Consider the following 17,337-nt stretch of genomic DNA (forward strand, 5'->3'; position numbering starts at 1 on the left):
GCCAGGCGCCAGACGATGACCACCCAGAGCGAGCAGCACGCAGCGTCGGCGGTCGCGCGCCGCTGCAACATCCAGGCAGCCTCCCTCGACAGCCTCGTCGGCGCGCACCCGGAGGCGCTGCAGCAGCTCTACGAGGCGGGGAAGCCGGCCGATCCCGCGGAGCTCGGCGACGCGCCGCGAGGGCGCCTGCTCGCCCTGCACCCGACGGCCGGAGTTCACATGGCGACGCGCCCGCTGATCACGGCGATCGCGTCGCGCTGGATGCCCTGGACAGGCAATGAGTTCGACCACGGGGGCAACTCCGGCACGAACGTGGTCCTCGGGAGCAAGGTGTGGCGCTTCAAGGCGCAGCTCCTGCCGTCGGAGCTCGACGGCGCGCCGACGCTGGCGCTGACCTATGGCGAGAAGGCGTTCGGCAACCCGTGGCCCGTGAGCGCCCTCAAGGACGAGCTGCGCGCCGCGGGGCCCGGGTTTGCGATCGGGCCGATGCTGCTGAGATGGAACGAGCGCTGGCACGCCGTGCTCTGGTTCGGTCTGTCGCGCGCGAATCCGCAGTAGCCAATCGCCCGGCGGCTCCGTTCCGGAGGAGCAGGGCGGCCGCCGCGCTCGCCCTCTCCCTCGCTCGCGGCGCGCCTTTGCGCGGCGCAGCCGTCGCGTCCGCGCGCCCGCCGCCGCCGGTGCGCCGAGCCCTCTGTCATCGTCGCTCACACCATGTCGCACGCGCGGAGATCCGCTGTCCGTTCGTCCGACCTCGCGACGCGTGCGTCCTGCGCGGCGTCGGTAGTTTTGGGTATCAGAGCTTACCCTGATCTACCATCGCTTCATTCCTGCTCCTCGCCGGACATACTTCCCGATTTCTAGGCACTGGCCTACGATGGACACTGGGCGGCAGCAGGGCACGTTTGCCGGCAGCGCCCGGGAGGCTCGAAATGTTGACTTGGTCGGGCAAGGCGGGAGTCTTGATGGCTGCGATCGCTGTAGCGCCGGGCGTCATGGCTGGCTGCTCCTGCGGCGACACGGGGGGCACGGCGACCACGGCATCCGGCGGCGCGGGGCCTGGCGGTGGGCATGGGACTGGCGGCAGCGATTTCGGCATCGGTGGTGGGGTCCTGGTGAACGTCGGGGTGACCGGCACGGGCGGCGAAGGCCCGTGCGAGGGCCTCGAATGCCAGCAGGTCGACTGCGAGGGCGAGGCGAAGACCACCGTGAGCGGCACGGTCTACGACCCCTCTGGCAAATTGCCCCTCTATAACGTGATCGTCTACGTGCCCAATGCGCCGCTCGACGAGATCACGGACGGCGCGACCTGCGACCAATGCAGCGCGACGCTCTCGGGCTCCCCGATCGTGACCGCGCTGACCGACACCAAGGGAAACTTCGTCCTGGAGGACGTGCCGGCCGGCGAGAACATCCCGCTCGTCGTTCAGGTCGGCAAGTGGCGGCGCGAGATCATCCTCCCGGCGGTCGAGGGGTGCAAGGACACACCGACCGACGCCGGGACCATCCGGCTGCCGCGCAATCAAGCGGAGGGGCACCTCCCGAAGATCGCCCTCACCACGGGCGGCGCCGATCCGCTCGAATGCTTGCTGCACAAGCTCGGGATCTCGGAGAGCGAGTTCACGCCCGAGACGGGGACCGGCCGGATCAACCTGTTTGCGGGCCGCGGCGACGCCGGGCACCCCGTGACCACGCAGTATGCGGACGGCCTGAATCAAGGCGCGGCGTTCACGCCGGCCACGAGCCTCTGGGGGACCGTGGACAGCCTGCGCCAGTACGACATGGTGATCCTCGCCTGCGAGGGCGATCCGTACGCTGACGACAAGCCCGAGACGGCGCGCCAGGCCCTGTTCGATTACACGTCGCTCGGCGGGCGCGTGTTCGCGTCCCACTGGCACAACGTCTGGCTGAAGCGCGGGCCGGCGCCGTTCCCGGACACGGCGGTCTGGGACAACTTCAACGAGGACCCGGAGAGCCCGCTCACGGCGCTCGTGGACACCACGCTCCCGAAGGGGCAAGCCCTGGCGGACTGGCTCGTCAACGTCGGCGCGTCGGACGTGCACGGCCAGATCGTGATCAACGGAGCTCAGCACACGGTGAACGACGTGAACGACGAGATCTCGACCCGGTGGATCTATTACGATCAACCCGAGCCGGCGGGGATCCAGTACTTCACGTTCAACACGCCCATCGGCGTCCCGGAAGACCAGCAGTGCGGCCGTCTCGTGTTCACCGACATCCACGTCTCCGCGGGCGATCTCACGGGCCCGCCTTTCCCGGAGGGCTGCTCCACGGAGGAGCTGACCCCTCAGGAGAAGGCGCTGCTCTTCATGCTGTTTGACCTGTCGGCGTGCATCGTGCCCGACGACGAGCCGCCGCCGGTGCCGGAGCCCATCCCGCGCTGACGCGCCCCGCGAGCGCCGGATCGCTGATGCCCGCGCGTCGGCTCCCGAGCGGTGTCCCGCGGTTGCAGGACGGCCATCAGACTTCTCCTGATAACCATCGTCTCTTCCCCGAGTCCTCCTGGAAATGACGCTCGCTCTGAGGGCGGGAGCGGGCCCCGCCCCACCGGCGCGGTGAGCGCCGGAGTTCATCAGGACATGCCCTAACATCGCTCCGGAAGATCCCGCCTTTGTCCGGCGCGGCTCGCGCGCGCCGCGCGTGAGGCGCGGATCGCCAGCGCTCGCCATCGTACGCGCTGTACTTTAGATTGACGCTGCCAGCGCAATTGACGCTCTGCTCCCGCGCACCTCGTTGCGATATCGATAGAGCAGAGGAAATGCACAAGATACACAGGGGCACGACAGCGAAGACAAGAGGCTGTCGCGGTGGGAAGCACCACGCAGATACGGAATGTCATCCATGCGTGGCCGCGGGATCCTGCTAGGATGAATCTCGGCCGCAGTGCGGCGCCACATCCCGCGCCTGGGTCGTTGGCTCTCGGCTCGTCCGAAGGAGCATGCCTACGATGGTCCAGCATCCCCCTACGTCAGCGGCCGCATGTCGGGTCCTCGAGGGCTGGCCTGGCGAGGAGGGTCGTGCGCTCCGGTCCCGCGGGGCGTCGCAGATCACCGGGCGCACGGAGGCGCCTCCGCTGCAGAGCAGGATGGGGGGAAAGTGCGGAGTGATGGAGGGCGATGAAGTTCAGGTCTGTCCTGCGTCACCGCCGCCGTCGTCGCGCCGGTACCTGATCGGTCGGCGCGGCGACGCGGGCTGCCCGCTCTGCGCGAGGCGCGCCCGCGCGCGGTCGGCGATGGCGGGCCTCGGAGGGACCTCGTATCACTTCCTCACCGCCACGTGGGTGATCCTCACGGTGGGCGAGCCCATGTCCTCGCCGGCGCCGTCGCCGCGCTGAGCGAGCCCGGGCGCGGCGACGGCTGCTGACGAGTCGCTCTGATCGAGCCCCGGCGCGACGGCGCTCGCCGACGAGCGGCTGGATCATCCTGGGATGGGAGATAGGAAAGGTTGCGGTGGGCGCTCCGCGACGCGCGGCGCGCCCGACGCTGCGGCTCAGCGGGCCGCCGACCGCCTTCCGGCGGTCGCGCGCTTCTGGCCCGCCCGCTGCGCGCCCGGCTGCGCTGCCCTCGTCCGCTGCGCTCCGCCGCGCCCGGTGCGGGCGGCGGAGGTCCGCGGCTTCGTCGCGCCCGCGCGCTGCGTCGTCGCCCGCTTCGCGCCCGCCGCCTTGCGCGCCGTCTGCCGCGCGCCGCCGGCCGCCGGCCCCGCCTTGGCGCGCGCGCGCCCCGCCGCCCCGCCGGCGGCGTTGCGCTTCCTCGTCGCGGCCGCCTTCTTCGCGGCGGCGCTCCGCTGCCGGCTCGCCTGCCCGGCGCCCGCCTTCTTCGCCGTGCCGCCCGCCTTCTTCGCCGTCCCCGCGGCGCGCCGCGGCCCGCTCGGCCGCGCCGCGACGCCTGCGCCGGCCTTGCGCGCTCCCTTCTTGGCCTGGGTCCCTCGCCGCATCGGGCCCGCGGTCTTCCTCGCGCCCCCGGCCGCAGACCGGGTCCGTCGGCCCGACGCCGTCCGACCGACCTCGCCCTGGGACGTCGCGGTCGAAGCCTGCTCCCGCTCGCCGCTCCCGATCCGCTTGCTCTGCTTGGACGTATCCTTCGTTGTCTCGCCTCTCGGCATTGAGCCCTCCCCCGAGCTCTCTCGACATGAGCTCGCTCGTGGACTCATGGTGCCACAGCGTTTCCTCTTTCCCGGTCGGAAAGTCGGCGGGAAGTACCGGAATCGAAATCAGGAGCCGCTGTAGCCCACCCGGGCGGATGCGCCTATTGCGCGTCCGGCTCCCCGCACATCGCCTCTGAAGGCCGCGCCGGCGCGCTCAGAAACCCCAGTCGAAGCCGAGGCGAGCGCCGGTCTTGAGGTTCCACTGGGCGGGGCGCCGGTGGGTCTCCAGCACGTGCTCGACCGCGATCCCGAGGCCGGCCCACGGCATGATGCCGCGCACCCGCAGGGCAGAGACGCCGACCAGCGCGCCGAGCCGCAGCCCCGGGCTCACGCGGAGGTCGTCCTGGGTGAAGTACGCGAGCGAGGCGAGCTCGCCCTCGTAGTGCCATGTGCGGGCGTGATACCGCAGCACCATCGGCAGCGCGGCGGTGAAGCTGATGGGGAAGCGGGTCTTCGTCTCTGTCTGCTCGAACTGCGCCGTGCCGCCGAACTCGCCGCCGGCCAGGAACGTCCAGCGCTCGTCGAGCCCGCGGCCGAGCAGCAGCCGCGCCGACCCGCCCGCGCCGAGCAGGACCCTGCCTTGCGCGGCCTCGAGCGCCCCGAGGCCGCCGCCCTCCAGGTTGAGCGTCGTCCGGTAGGCGTCGGTCTCGCGCCCCCGGAACGCCGGCGAGGGGCGGAGCCAGAACGGGCACTCGGTCGATGTCTCGTACGTCGCGCGCGCCTCGCGCGCGTCGCGGCCGTGCCCCGCGCGGCGCATCGCCTCGTCGAGGAGCGCGCGCACCCGGGTCGCGAACAGGAGATCCGCGACCTCGTCGAGGTCGCCCCCGCGGCGCCGGAACGCCTCCTCCACGGGCCCGCCGAGCTCGAGGATCCGCCGGTCGAGCGCGGCGAGCGCGGCGACGCGTGTCTCCGGGGTCGCCGAGCACACGCTCATCAGCGCGGGCGACATGATCTCGTCGAGCTCGTACCTGTCGATCGTCCAGCCGAGCGACTGCTGCACCTCGACCATCTTCTCGAGATCGACGAGCAGGCCGGCCACCGCGAGATCACGCGGCGGCGCCCCCTCGGCCGGCGCCCCCGGCGGCGCGGCCTGCGCGGACGGCGCTGCGGTCATCGCGACGAGCGCGGCGAGCGCGGCGCCCCGCGCCATCGCGCAGCCGTTTCCCATCGAGCCTCGCACGATCGCGCCGCGCATCGTCGGTCAGGAGCGGGTGCCGCCGCCGTCGGCCGCGCCGCGCGCGTCCCCGTCCCGGCCGCTCCCGCGGCCGACCCGCCCGGTGCACGGCCCGGCGCAGCGGTCGCCCGGGGCGGCGCACGGCGCCCCGTGCAGCGCGCGGCCGAGGAGCGGCGTCGCCGGGCTCACGGGTGCCTCGGGGGTGGGAGATCGACCGCTCGGGGAAGCACGTCCAGGAGGCTACCACGGGCGCAGTCCGCGACGGGCGGGCGTGACGGTGGGACGGCGGACGTCGCGGGGACGGCGCGACCCGCCGAACGTGCGGACCGGAGACCGCTTCCGATGCTACACTCGCCAGCGTGTCGTTGAAGATCGACCAGGATCACGGGCGCTTCCGTCAGATCGTTCGCGGCCGCATCCGCGAGAACCTCCGCAAGTACATCTCGCAAGGCGAGCTCATCGGGCGGAAGGGGAAGGACCTCGTCTCGATTCCCATCCCCCAGATCGACATCCCGCGCTTCCGCTTCGGCGACAAGCAGCGCGGCGGCGTCGGGCAGGGCGACGGCAACCCCGGCGATCCCGTGGGGGGCTCGGACGACAAGCAGCCCGGGCAAGGGCAGGCGGGCAGCGGCGAGGGCGACCACCTCCTCGAGGTCGACGTCACGCTGGAGGAGCTCGCCAGCATCCTCGGCGAGGAGCTCGAGCTGCCCGACATCCAGGACAAGGGCAAGAGCAAGATCTCGAACGCCCACGACCGCTACTCGGGCATCCGCCGCGTCGGCCCCGAGTCGCTGCGCCACTTCAAGCGAACGTACCGCGAGGCGCTGAAGCGGATGATCTCGAGCGGGACGTTCCGCCCGACGGCGCCCGTCGTCGTCCCGATCCCGGACGACAAGCGGTACCGCTCGTGGAAGACGATCACCGAGCCCGTCGCGAACGCCGTCATCATCTACATGATGGACGTATCCGGATCGATGGGCGACGAGCAGAAGGAGATCGTGCGCATCGAGTCGTTCTGGATCGACGCGTGGCTGACCCGCCAGTACAAGGGCCTCGAGTCGCGCTTCATCATCCACGACGCGATCGCCCGCGAGGTCGACCGGGACACGTTCTTCCACACGCGCGAGTCCGGTGGCACGATGATCTCGAGCGCGTACAAGCTCTGCTCGCAGATCATCGACAACGACTACCCGCCGGACGAGTGGAACATCTACCCGTTCCACTTCTCGGACGGCGACAACTGGTCGATGGACGACACGCTCTCCTGCGTGGACGTGCTGAAGACGCAGATCCTGCCGCGGGTCAACATGTTCGCCTACGGGCAGGTCGAGAGCCCTTACGGGTCGGGCCAGTTCATCAAGGACCTGAAAGAGCACTTCTCGCAGGACGACCGGGTCGTGGTGAGCGAGATCAGGGACAAGGACGCGATCGTGGGCAGCATCAAGGATTTCCTGGGGAAGGGGAAGTAGAGCGGTATGAGCAAGTTCGCGCTGAACACCGCGCTCCCCCGTTACCTGCGCACCGAGAAGGAGCGCATCGAGAAGATCGCCCGGGACTACGGGCTCGACTTCTTCCCGGTCATCTTCGAGATGCTCACGTACGACCAGATGAACGAGATCGCCGCGTACGGCGGCTTCCCGAGCCGCTACCCGCACTGGCGGTTCGGCATGGAGTACGAGCAGCTCTCGAAGAGCTACGAGTATGGCCTCTCCAAGATCTACGAGATGGTCATCAACAACAACCCCTCGTATGCCTACCTGCTCGAGGGCAACTCGCTCACCGATCAGAAGCTCGTGATGGCGCACGTGTACGCGCACGTCGACTTCTTCAAGAACAACTTCTGCTTCCGGTCCACCGACCTCGACCACCGCGGCCCGCTCGTCGACCCCGTGCGGAAGACCGAGAACTACGATCCCGACCGCAAGTGGATCGACAAGATGGCGAACCACGGCGCGCGCGTGGCGCGCCACATCGAGCGCCACGGCATCAACAAGGTCGAGGCGTTCATCGACCACTGCCTCTCGCTCGAGAACCTCATCGACCCGTGGGCCCCCTTCACCGGCCGCCCGGCGCCCAGGGAGGATGAGGAGCCCACGGAAGAGCCGATGGACACGTACAAGCTCCGGGCGAAGGAGTACATGGACTCCTTCATCAACCCGGAGGAGATCCTCGAGGCGCAGCGGAAGAAGCGGCAGGACGCGAAGAAGCCCGAGCGCAAGGTCCCGGAGCGCCCCGAGCGGGACGTGCTCAAGTTCCTGCTCGACCACGCGCCGCTCGACCGGTGGGAGCGCGACGTGCTCGAGATCATCCGCGAGGAGACCTACTACTTCGTACCCCAGCGGCAGACGAAGATCATGAACGAGGGGTGGGCCTCGTACTGGCACTCGAAGATGATGACCGAGAAGGTCCTCGATGCCTCGGAGATCATCGATTACGCCGAGAACAACGCCGGCGTCATGGCGACGGCGCCGGGGCGCTTCAACCCGTACAAGGTCGGCGTGGAGCTCTATCGCTACATCGAGGACCGGTGGAACAAGGGCCGCTTCGGCCGCGAGTGGGAGGAGTGCACCGACCTCGACGCGAAGCGCACCTGGGACATGCGGCTCGGCCTCGGCCGCGAGAAGATCTTCCAGGTGCGCGCGCTCTACAACGACGTGACCTTCATCGACGAGTTCCTGACGCCGGAGTTCGTGATCGACCAGAAGATGTACACGTTCGGCTTCTCCGGGCGGAACGACAGGTTCGAGATCGAGAGCCGCGAGTTCAAGGAGGTGAAGGAGAAGCTCCTCTTCCAGCTCACGAATTTCGGCGATCCCTACATCCGCGTGGTCGACGCCAACTACGGCAACCGCGGGGAGCTCCTCCTCGAGCACGTGCACGGCGGCTTCGATCTGCGCGCCGACTACGCGCGCGAGACGCTCGTCGCGCTGGTACGGTGCTGGAAGCGGCCCGTCGGCGTCGCGACCAGGATGGATAACAAGCCTGTGCTGCTCCGGTACGATGGCAAGGAGCACGCGATGACGCCGTACAAATTGTGAGCTCCAACGGATCGATCGGCCGGCTCGCGGCGCTCCTCGCGCTCGCCGGCTGCGCCGCCGCGCCGCCGCCCTCGGAGGCGCCCGCGCGGTCTGCTCCGCTCGGCGCGCCGCCGCCAGCGCTGGCGGCGGCGCCCGCGGCGGCGGCGCCCGCCGCGCAGCCGGCGGGGAGCGCCGCCGCGCAGCCGGCGGGGAGCGGGGCAGCGGCGGGAGCGCTGGCCGGCTCGGGCGTCCCGCTCGACGCGCCGTCGACCAGCGAGGCCGCCGCGGCGAGCCCGCCGCCGCGCGTCGCGCGCGGCACCGGGACGGCGGCGGACAGGAAGCTCGAGGAGGGCGACGCCGCCTACGCGACGGGCGACTTCGCCGCCGCGGAGAAGGCCTATCGCGCGGCGGCGCAGCTCGACAGGCGAGACGCCGCGGCGATCGTCGGCGCGCAGCGCGCGGCGATCGCCAGGGCGGGAGTGTCCGCGGAGTTCAGCGGCGCGCCGAACGACAGGACGCTGCTCGCCGCGATTCCGGAGCTGAAGCGCGCGGTGAAGCTCGAGCCGGGCTACGCGCCGGCGCACCTCGAGCTCGGCCGCGCGTACCTCGTCCTCGGCCGCGCCGAGGCGGCGCTCGGCGAGCTCGCGCGGGCGGCGGAGCTCGCCCCGAGCGACGCCGAGGCGCGCTCGGCGCTCGGCGTCGCGCACCTCGCGCTCGGAAACCTGCAGGACGCCGTCCGCGAGCTCGCGCGCTCCGCCGAGCTCGCGCCCGGGGACGCCGAGCGGCAGACGAACCTCGGGACAGCGCTGCTCGCCGCGGGCAAGACGGCCGACGCGATCCGCGCCTACGAGCGCGCCGCGCGGCTGTCGCCGGCGGACGCGCGCCTGCAAAACGATCTCGGGACGGCGCTGCTCGCAGCGAACGATCCTGCGCGCGCGATCCCGTACCTCGAGGCCGCCGTGGCGCGCGACCCGAGCCGCGCCACGTACCGATCGAACCTCGGGTATGCGCACCACCTCCGCGGCGACCTGCAGAAGGCGACGGCGCTCTACCGCGAGGCGCTGAAGCTGGATGACAAGCTCGGCAGCGCCTGGATCAACCTGGGCAACGCGCTGGCGCAGGCGGGACAGCTCAGGGACGCGCGCGAGGCGTACGAGAAGGCGCGCGCCGCCGATCCCACCGATCCGCGCGTGAAGGCCGTGATGGAGGAGCTCGACGCGATCGAGCGGCGCGGCGCCGCGCCGAGGTGACGCGGAGGCGGCGGCTGCGCGAGCCGCCTCTGCGCCGCGTGCAGCGCGAGCGCGCGGCCAAGCCGCGCCGGGCGCTGTGCGCGGCGGCCATGAGCAGACGCGCCCAGGTACCGCAATGCTGACTACCCACGTCGTCTGCGTGGCTGTTTGTCAAGCTCAATCGTCGCGGCGTCCGACCTTGCATACCACCACCTGGCCGCTCCCGCCGAAGGCAAGCTCGCCCCCTCGATCGAGGGGCAGCCAGAAGGAGGACGGGGGCTGCAGGACCATCGTTGTCGTGAGCGATCCCGGATGCGAGACGACACCCGGCGCCCCAGCGGCGGGCGCTTGCGCGGCGCCGCGCGCCCCCGAGATGCCGACTCCCGCGCGAGAGGGCCGCATACCTCATCCGCGTCCGAGAGGCGCACTGGAGTCCGGTGCCCGACCGGCAGGCGGGTAGGTAAGCGCACGCATCGCCCCGTACTCCGGCGGCGCCGCTCGGGACCACACGATGCCTGAGCGCACCTCGCCGCGCGGCAGGGGTTGACAGCAGCGATGAACTTTCGATTACCTCTCTCCAGCCGTTCCAAATGACCTGATGGTCAACCAGCGTGCGATCGGCGGAGATGATCCCGAGAGAGATATGTAATATGTACCACAGACCCTTGGGTGTGCCGCGGGTGCTCTGTGGACAAAATGTCTGACAGCCGTGACGACTCATGGTGTCGCATCGGGTAGAAGCTGAGCCCGTTTCGCCCGGATAAGCGCGAAACCGTCGCGCGGTACGGTCGGCTGGACGAGGTCGCTTCCCATTCGAGTCGCTGATCAGGCGTCCAGTACTCTCCGAGAAGTGCGATTCGTATTACAAAATTGTTGAGGACGGGTGGCACACCTTGTGCAGCTGGTCGGGCGGCCGCTGACGTTTCTGCCGTCTGAACTCCCGGATGGGGCTCTCCGGAAACCGCGCGATGCACTCGACGGGGCACCCCGAACCCGGGTAACCTCGTTCGTGCCTCACTCGTCAACCAACCCCCGAGGCTTTGATGTCCGTTTCCAAGCAGGCCGACATAGCCCCGACGTTGCGACCGCCGCCGGCTCCTCTGGCGGACGGTATGGTCATCTCTGCGAACTTCTCCGTGGGTGGTTTTAGCAAACGTTGGAACCACTGTCATCAGCTGGCCAACTTTCTTGCGCGATATGCCAGTGCAAACGAGGACGACCCCGAGCGCCATGCCACCCTGTTGTCGACGTTCTTCAATGAGCTGCTCGAAGCCGTCTATCGAAATCACGGGCCAAGCGGCGAAATACAGATACGGTTCCGGAAGAGTCAGAGTCATATTTTCGTCGAGGCCGAGGTCCCGGTAAACGAACAGAGCGCGCAGTTCTACAACCACGCCGTCCAGCTGGTGAATCAGCCCGATCCGATGTCCTGGTATCGAGAACAGCTCGAGAACGACGTTCCGGACGACGACGCGCAGGCGCTTGGGCTACTGGAACTCGCGGTTGTATACGGCTCCAAACTCAGCATCACCGAACCCGCGGGCGGGGGCCAGCTTCTGCTGGCCATTCAGTTCCCGTTCACTGAGGTAGACGAATTATGACTGCTTCGATCGGTCGCGAATCCGTCGTGCCGCCTTCCTCCTCGAGCGGCCTTCCATCGTGGCGCTCGCAGGTCACGTTCAGCATGCGCGTCGACCAGACGGATCAGGAGGTCGCGCTGTCGGGCATGCTGCGACCTTTTGGCGCCGATCAGATGAGGGCCATCCGCAGCACGCTGGAGACGGCAGCGAAGAGCGCGCGGGGCGAGCTGTGCTTGGACTTCAAGCGTCTCAAGTACATGAACAACGTCGCTTTTCTCGAGATCAACAGGTTCGTTCGCTGGGCGGTCGAGGCGCGGCCTAACCTCAAGATAAAGCTCATCATTTCGAGCGTCATCCCCTGGGCCATCCGCAAGTTCCAGGTGATCGCGGAGATCTACTCCAACGTCTCGGTCGAGATCTACGACATGGCGTTCTATCCGATCCAGCGGATGCTGGAGGACGCCGAGTTCATCGACGTGCTTCGCCTGCAAGAGCGGATCATCTGGGAGCACGAGCGGAAGATATTGCCGCACCACGGCCTCATGCCAGGGATGAGGATCGCGGACATCGCCTGCGGGCTAGGATACTTCGCCGTGATGCTCCAGAAGGACTTCAAGCCGGAGTACCTGGTCGGCGTCGACCACTCCCGCCCATCGCTCCGCTACGCCCAGGAGATGGCGAAGCGGCTCGGGATGGAGGATGTGGAGTACCAGTACGGGGATGCCGCGACCCTCCTCCTGCCCGACAACTCGTTCGATTTCGTGGCCTGCCGACTCGCGCTTCAGGTCTTTCACCAGCCCGAGATGATCATGCAGGAGCTCTATCGCATCTGCAAGCCGGGCGGGCGCATCTATATCACGAACGAGATGATGTCGTGCAACTACGGGTGGCCCGACCACGAGCTCATACGCGCGACTTACCAGCGCATCCTCGAGCTCGGCAAGATGGTCGGCATGGATCTCGATATAGGCATGAAGACGCGGCAGGTGCTGACCGACGCCGGCCTCGAAGATCTCAAGATCAACCTCATCGACATCACCAACATGAACACGGACTGCTACGACTTCGCCCGGGTCGTGGAGAGCTGGATCAACGGGACGAGCCAGATGGCGGCCACGGCCGGCACCCTTCCAGAGTTTCATCAGGAGATCTCTGCTGGCCTCAAGGTCCACATGGCGACCATCACGAACCCGAAGGGACTGGCGTCGTGGCCCATCTACGCGGGCTCCGGGCGCAAGCCAGTGAAGATGATGTAGGTGGTTTCGTGAGAACCGCAGTCGTTTCGGTGGGAGATACTCATACGTGACCTCGCCTGCTCATGAGACACTGAAGGAGTCGCGGCGGCGCGGCTTCTTCATTGGGCTCAAGAAATTCAATACGAAGTTCATGCTGGTCACCGGGTTCAGCGTGCTGCTCGGTGCCCTCCTGAACGTCCTCGTCGCTCGGCAAGGTCTGCATGAGCTCAGCCAGAAGTCCGCCCGCGAGATAGAAGGCGGGCTGAACGAGGCGAACCGCGAGTATCTGACGAACCACCTCGGCGACACGGCGCAGCAGGTCAACCTGCGGCTGGGCCACGCCTACGCCGATCTCAGGATGCTGGCCGCCATCGTGCAGACGATGGTGGACCAAGGCGACCAGCTCGATGAGCTGCACGCGAAGGTCGCCAGCATGGATTTGTTCCGCGACAAGCTCGTCTACAACGAGAAGGGCAACTGGTGGCAGAACGGCCCGGACGAGCCGACCGTGGTCGGGGTCTGGGGCTACCTCGGCAAGGACGGCCAGATCCTGCCGGAGGCGCAGCGCGCGGTGGACAAGACAGCGCTGCTCGACCTCATCCTCCCGTCGTTCCAGAAGTACGGCGCCGACAAGCTCCAGGTATATTATGCCGGCAGCGCGGAGCAGCCGTTTGTCCGGGTGGCGCCCTACCTCGACATGGGAGGGACGTTCGACAAGCTCTATCCCGGGCACAACGAGAAGAGGTGGTACGACTTCTTCTATCCGGGCCTCGTCGAGAGCTGGAGCGAGTGGCTGAAGGAGCCAAATGGGCTTCAGAGCCGTCCCATCCAGACGACGGTCACCGCGCCCTACGACGACGCGGGCGGCGGCGGCATGATCATGACCGCGTTCCATCCGATCTGGAGCAAGGAGCGCGACAAGTTCGCAGGCGCGCTCGGGCTGGACCTGACCCTCGCGCAGCTCGTCGAGTCGATCAAGGACGTCCGCCTGGCGAACGCCGGCTTCGCCTTCCTGACCCAGGCGGACGGCAACGTGCTCGCCGTGAACGATCTCGGCGTCAAGACGCTGCACCTCCGGGCCGAAGGCGGAGCGGGGCAGAGCGAAGGGGTGGGTGTCCTCCAGCGCCGTCTCAAGGACAGCAGCGATCCCGCCGTCGCGATGATCGCGCTGCCCAGCGACGACAACGTGGACTACCATGAACGGATGATCGCCGGCGAGGCGTACATCATTGCTCTCCAGCGGCTCGCCCCCGTGAATAGCTGGGCCGGTCCGGGCGCGCGGATCGAGTCGCAGCAATGGACGCTCGGGTTCGTCGTGCCGAAGAAGGAGCTGTACGCGTCGCTCCTCGCGTCCCAGCGCGCCATCGAGGAGAGCCGGACCAGCATCGTCACGAAGCAGATCCTCGTCACGATAGCCTCGTTCCTCGTGCTGATGCTCGGCGTCTACCTCGTCTCTCGCAAGATGACGGGCGCGCTCGTCGCGCTCTCGAGCGGCGCGACGCGGATGCGGGAGGGTGATTACGGCGTTCGCATCGACGTGAACTCCGCGGACGAGATCGGGCAGCTCGGCGTCGCCTTCAACGATATGGCGAGCGAGATCGAGGCCTACACCAACAACCTCGAGGAGCTCGTCGGTGAGAGGACGCGGGCGCTCGAGAAGGCGAACGCGGAGATCAGCGACCTGAACGCGAAGCTCGCGCAGGAGAACATCCGCCTCGGCGCGGAGCTGAACGTCGCGCGACAGCTCCAGCTCATGGTGCTCCCGGCGCCGAGCGAGCTCCAGGAGATCCCGGGCCTCGACATCGCCGGCTACATGGCCCCGGCCGACGAGGTCGGAGGGGACTACTACGACGTGCTCCGGAGCGACGGGCTCGGCAAGATCGGCATCGGCGACGTCACCGGCCACGGGCTGGAGAGCGGCGTTCTGATGCTGATGGTCCAGACGGCGGTGCGGACCCTGCTCGCGAGCAACGAGCGGGATCCGAAGAAGTTCCTGAGCATCGTCAACAAGGTCATCTACCAGAACATCCAGCGCATCCGCTCGGACAAGAACCTGTCCTTGACCCTGCTCGACTACAGCGACGGCAAGCTCCAGCTCACGGGACAGCACGAGGACCTGATCATCGTCCGGAAGGACGGGACCCTCGATCGCGTCGAGACCATGGGGCTCGGGTTGCCGATCGGCATCGATCTGGATATCAGCGATTTCATCGGCAGCATCGAGGTGGCGCTGGAGGCTGGGGACGTCGTGACGCTCTTCAGCGACGGCATCACCGAGGCGGAGGACTCAGAAGAGGAGCAGTACGGCATCGACCGGCTGTGTCAGGTGATCTCGCGGAACCACGAGAGAAACTCCAAGGAGATCAAGGACGCTATCATCGAGGACGTCTTGGCGCACGTTGGCTACAACAAGATCCATGATGACATTACGGTACTTGTCATTAAGAGGGTATGAGCAAGGGGGAGACTGGGCATTACCATGAGCGAAATCATCGGCGTCTACTCTTTAGACGATTCGTTCAGCGAGCACATGTCGCTGACGTTGTACCCCGACTCGTTCGCGGTGAGATGGAGCCTCTGTAACCTGACGGCAAACTTCATGGCCGAGTACTTCGGCGAGCTCTTCCCGGAGATCGACGGGGAGGACAGGCTCATCAGCCGCGACGAAGTCTCAGGCGCCATCGGTTACGTCCTGAACGAGCTGGTCGAGAACGCCGTCAAGTTCAATCAGCACGGTGATATCACCGTGACCGTCGGCATCGGGCGTGAGGACCTGGTGTGCCTCGTCAGCAACCAGATCACGAACGCCGCTGTCCCCTCGTTGCGCGAGAAGCTCCTCGAGCTGACGCAGGAGGATCCCGGGGAGCTCCTGCGCAGGCAGGCCGAGGCGAACGCCGAGGACGCGGAGAACGCCGGATCGGGGCTCGGCTATCTGATCATCATGAATGACTACGGTGTCAGTCTTGGGTGGAAGCTGGACCCGATCTCGGTCAACAGCTTCAGCATCAAGACGATGGCCAGGATTCCTATTTTGAACGAAAGGTCGAGAATGGAAATCAAAGGTGGCAACTACCGGGTTTGGTACGATCCCTCTGAGGTGGTGGTGTACCTGGAGGGCATCCTTCGTCTTGGCGGCACCACGGAGTACGCCCCCATCGAGGAGCTGCTCGACAAGGTCCTCGCCACGAATCCGCCCACCATCACCCTCGACGTCAGGGCGCTGAACTTCCTGAACAGCTCGGGGATCAACGTCCTCTACAAGTTCGCGATCGCCACCCGGAAGAAGGGCGAGCTCCAGCTCATCGTCCGCGGGTCGAAGTCCATCCCGTGGCAGGGGAAGTCGCTGCCCAACCTGAAGAAGTTCAACCAGAACTTCGAGATGATACTCTGTGATTGAGATCGGATGGGATCTTCCGTCCAACCCGAATCGCGTCCAGGTCGATCCATGACTGCACCCAAGGACCTCAGCTCGATGCACTCCAGAGGCTTCATACAGAAGCAGAACAATCTGGATGCCATCAGGGCGATCGTGAAGGAGCGGCAAGCGTGGAACACACTGCTACGCGATGAGGGGAACTTCACAGACTTCATGGAGCGCTGCAACGCACTCCTGGAGTACGTCGATAAGCTGAAGCTGGATTTCGACGACCTCTCCCTGGTGCATGAGGCGATCCTGGAGCACGCGACCAGCATCGAGAACGAGCTTGAAGGGTACAACCGGGCCATCGACGACGACCTCGCGGTGGCGCGGCAGGTACAGCGCGCGCTGCTGCCAGAGGCGAGCGGGGCCATCGCGTCGGCGTTCGACATGGCCATCTTCCACAAGCAGCTCGCGCAGGTAGGAGGGGACTACTACGACTTCTTCTATCTTCCCGGCGAGCGCCACGCGATCGGTGTTTACGATATATCGGGCCACGGAGTATCGTCGGCGCTCATCATGGCGTTTCTGAAAGCCCAGTTCGCACACGCCACCAAACGGCTCGACAGCCCGGGGGCGATCGTGGACTGGGTGAACCGGAGCGCCTACTCGTTCTTGCGGGAGGTCCGCCGGTACGCGACGGTGAACTTCGTCATGTTTACGGACCGATTCCTCCGCTACGTGTCGGGCGGAGGCTACGGACTCCTGGTCCGTCGAGGGACGCCTCGCTCGTTCAACCGGGTGAGCAACTTCATCGGTCTGCGCATCAAGCCGTTTCACGAGTTCGAGCTGCCGTTCGAGGAGGATGACGTCCTCGCCTTGTACACAGACGGGATGTTCGAGGCGCAGGACGCGAGCGGGGAGATATATTCCGTGCAACGTCTCAACGAAATCGTCGTCAAGCACAGCGAGGAGCCGGTGCAGGTCATCCTCGATCGGTGCATCGAGGACTACACGCGGTTCCGAGTGGCGGACGCCGACGACATCACACTGATCATCCTGCGAAGGTGCGCCTGATGAAGCCCGAGAAGAATCATTCGCAGACGTCGGTCGGTGCATCGATATACATCTCTCCGATCGATCACATCACGGGCGACGTGGCCGGCCTGCTTGCGAACTTTTTGGACGCGCTTCTGGTGAGGTTCTATCCCAGACGGATATGCCAGAAGGTCAACGTGGTGGTCACCGAGCTGGTCACCAACGTGATCCAGCACGGGACCGAGCGCGAGAGCGAGGTGCGACTCGACCTGAGCATCGACCCGGACCGGCTGCTCATCAAGGTTTCCAACCGCGTCACGCCGGAGGAGTACCGAACCGTCAAGGCGGTATTCGACGAGATCTTCGCCGCGGAGGACCCGAGGGAGCTCTTCGCCAGGACGGTGCGCGAGCGGCGCAACGACCGGCGCAGGGGCGGCCTAGGCCTCATTCGGCTGACTGCTGAGAACAAATTCCATCTCTCGACGCAGTACGTCGATGGAATCCTCGTCGTCCAGGCTACTTTCCCTTGAAAAGGCTGCGTATGT

15 protein-coding genes are annotated in these 17,337 nt (G+C 67.0%); 12 read left to right on the top strand and 3 right to left on the bottom strand.

The features are described 5' to 3' along the window. Positions 1-15: 15 nt before the first annotated feature. From WME76_RS05165 to WME76_RS05175, 3 genes are all read left to right on the top strand, one after another. Positions 16-558 carry a hypothetical protein gene (locus WME76_RS05165; RefSeq protein WP_437959080.1) on the top strand — a complete coding sequence of 181 codons (543 nt, stop codon included), beginning with the start codon at positions 16-18 and terminating at the stop codon, positions 556-558. Positions 559-962: 404 nt separating this feature from the next. After that, the gene (locus WME76_RS05170; RefSeq protein ID WP_437959081.1) at positions 963-2,402 is read left to right on the top strand and encodes a carboxypeptidase regulatory-like domain-containing protein; all 1,440 of its coding nucleotides are present in this window, start codon (positions 963-965) and stop codon (positions 2,400-2,402) included. Positions 2,403-3,124: 722 nt separating this feature from the next. Beyond that, positions 3,125-3,352, top strand: a complete 228-nt coding sequence (locus WME76_RS05175) for a hypothetical protein (RefSeq protein WP_437959082.1) — start codon at positions 3,125-3,127, stop codon at positions 3,350-3,352. 155 nt (positions 3,353-3,507) lie between these two features. Here WME76_RS05175 and WME76_RS05180 read toward each other — a convergent pair whose 3' ends face one another. The 3 genes from WME76_RS05180 to WME76_RS05190 all read right to left on the bottom strand — a co-directional run bounded on the left by WME76_RS05180 (position 3,508) and on the right by WME76_RS05190 (position 5,524). Then, positions 3,508-3,951 carry a hypothetical protein gene (locus WME76_RS05180; RefSeq protein WP_437959083.1) on the bottom strand — a complete coding sequence of 148 codons (444 nt, stop codon included), beginning with the start codon at positions 3,949-3,951 and terminating at the stop codon, positions 3,508-3,510. A gap of 364 nt (positions 3,952-4,315) precedes the next feature. Continuing rightward, positions 4,316-5,329, bottom strand: coding sequence for a hypothetical protein (locus tag WME76_RS05185; RefSeq protein ID WP_437959084.1), 1,014 nt, complete (start codon positions 5,327-5,329; stop codon positions 4,316-4,318). Between the two features lie 33 nt (positions 5,330-5,362). Then, positions 5,363-5,524, bottom strand: coding sequence for a hypothetical protein (locus WME76_RS05190; protein WP_437959085.1), 162 nt, complete (start codon positions 5,522-5,524; stop codon positions 5,363-5,365). A gap of 170 nt (positions 5,525-5,694) precedes the next feature. Between WME76_RS05190 and WME76_RS05195 the strand changes: the two genes are divergently transcribed. From WME76_RS05195 to WME76_RS05235, 9 genes are all read left to right on the top strand, one after another. Next, the gene (locus tag WME76_RS05195) at positions 5,695-6,804 is read left to right on the top strand and encodes a DUF444 family protein (protein WP_061605397.1); all 1,110 of its coding nucleotides are present in this window, start codon (positions 5,695-5,697) and stop codon (positions 6,802-6,804) included. A 6-nt stretch (positions 6,805-6,810) separates the two neighbouring features. Beyond that, complete coding sequence (locus WME76_RS05200; protein ID WP_437959086.1) at positions 6,811-8,373, top strand: SpoVR family protein; 1,563 nt, start codon at positions 6,811-6,813, stop codon at positions 8,371-8,373. Continuing rightward, the gene (locus tag WME76_RS05205) at positions 8,370-9,602 is read left to right on the top strand and encodes a tetratricopeptide repeat protein (RefSeq protein WP_437959087.1); all 1,233 of its coding nucleotides are present in this window, start codon (positions 8,370-8,372) and stop codon (positions 9,600-9,602) included. Before WME76_RS05200 ends, WME76_RS05205 begins: the two co-directional genes overlap by 4 nt. Positions 9,603-10,624: 1,022 nt before the next feature. After that, complete coding sequence (locus tag WME76_RS05210) at positions 10,625-11,182, top strand: hypothetical protein (RefSeq protein ID WP_433934841.1); 558 nt, start codon at positions 10,625-10,627, stop codon at positions 11,180-11,182. 83 nt (positions 11,183-11,265) lie between these two features. Further along, positions 11,266-12,417 (top strand): class I SAM-dependent methyltransferase, encoded by a 1,152-nt coding sequence (locus tag WME76_RS05215; protein ID WP_063815744.1) that lies wholly within the window; start codon positions 11,266-11,268, stop codon positions 12,415-12,417. A gap of 46 nt (positions 12,418-12,463) precedes the next feature. Further along, positions 12,464-14,851 carry a SpoIIE family protein phosphatase gene (locus WME76_RS05220; protein WP_437959088.1) on the top strand — a complete coding sequence of 796 codons (2,388 nt, stop codon included), beginning with the start codon at positions 12,464-12,466 and terminating at the stop codon, positions 14,849-14,851. A gap of 24 nt (positions 14,852-14,875) precedes the next feature. Next, the gene (locus WME76_RS05225) at positions 14,876-15,793 is read left to right on the top strand and encodes a slr1658 superfamily regulator (protein ID WP_012234413.1); all 918 of its coding nucleotides are present in this window, start codon (positions 14,876-14,878) and stop codon (positions 15,791-15,793) included. Positions 15,794-15,841: 48 nt separating this feature from the next. Next, positions 15,842-16,831 (top strand): PP2C family protein-serine/threonine phosphatase, encoded by a 990-nt coding sequence (locus WME76_RS05230; protein ID WP_437289759.1) that lies wholly within the window; start codon positions 15,842-15,844, stop codon positions 16,829-16,831. Next, on the top strand, positions 16,831-17,322 hold the full coding sequence (locus tag WME76_RS05235) for an ATP-binding protein (protein WP_233561296.1): 492 nt from the start codon (positions 16,831-16,833) through the stop codon (positions 17,320-17,322). The genes WME76_RS05230 and WME76_RS05235 overlap by 1 nt, the downstream gene beginning before the upstream one ends. Positions 17,323-17,337 lie beyond the last annotated feature (15 nt).

The organism is Sorangium sp. So ce119, from assembly GCF_051524405.1.
Classification (GTDB): domain Bacteria; phylum Myxococcota_A; class Polyangia; order Polyangiales; family Polyangiaceae; genus Sorangium; species Sorangium cellulosum_G.

Bases quoted from the DNA above. Each gene is read 5' to 3' on its own strand.
- WME76_RS05165 (WP_437959080.1), top strand. From the start codon at position 16: ATGACCACCCAGAGCGAGCAGCACGCAGCGTCGGCGGTCGCGCGCCGC.
- WME76_RS05170 (WP_437959081.1), top strand. From the start codon at position 963: ATGGCTGCGATCGCTGTAGCGCCGGGCGTCATGGCTGGCTGCTCCTGC.
- WME76_RS05175 (WP_437959082.1), top strand. From the start codon at position 3,125: ATGGAGGGCGATGAAGTTCAGGTCTGTCCTGCGTCACCGCCGCCGTCG.
- WME76_RS05180 (WP_437959083.1), bottom strand. From the start codon at position 3,951: ATGCGGCGAGGGACCCAGGCCAAGAAGGGAGCGCGCAAGGCCGGCGCA.
- WME76_RS05185 (WP_437959084.1), bottom strand. From the start codon at position 5,329: ATGGGAAACGGCTGCGCGATGGCGCGGGGCGCCGCGCTCGCCGCGCTC.
- WME76_RS05200 (WP_437959086.1), top strand. From the start codon at position 6,811: ATGAGCAAGTTCGCGCTGAACACCGCGCTCCCCCGTTACCTGCGCACC.
- WME76_RS05210 (WP_433934841.1), top strand. From the start codon at position 10,625: ATGTCCGTTTCCAAGCAGGCCGACATAGCCCCGACGTTGCGACCGCCG.
- WME76_RS05215 (WP_063815744.1), top strand. From the start codon at position 11,266: ATGCGCGTCGACCAGACGGATCAGGAGGTCGCGCTGTCGGGCATGCTG.
- WME76_RS05225 (WP_012234413.1), top strand. From the start codon at position 14,876: ATGAGCGAAATCATCGGCGTCTACTCTTTAGACGATTCGTTCAGCGAG.
- WME76_RS05230 (WP_437289759.1), top strand. From the start codon at position 15,842: ATGACTGCACCCAAGGACCTCAGCTCGATGCACTCCAGAGGCTTCATA.
- WME76_RS05235 (WP_233561296.1), top strand. From the start codon at position 16,831: ATGAAGCCCGAGAAGAATCATTCGCAGACGTCGGTCGGTGCATCGATA.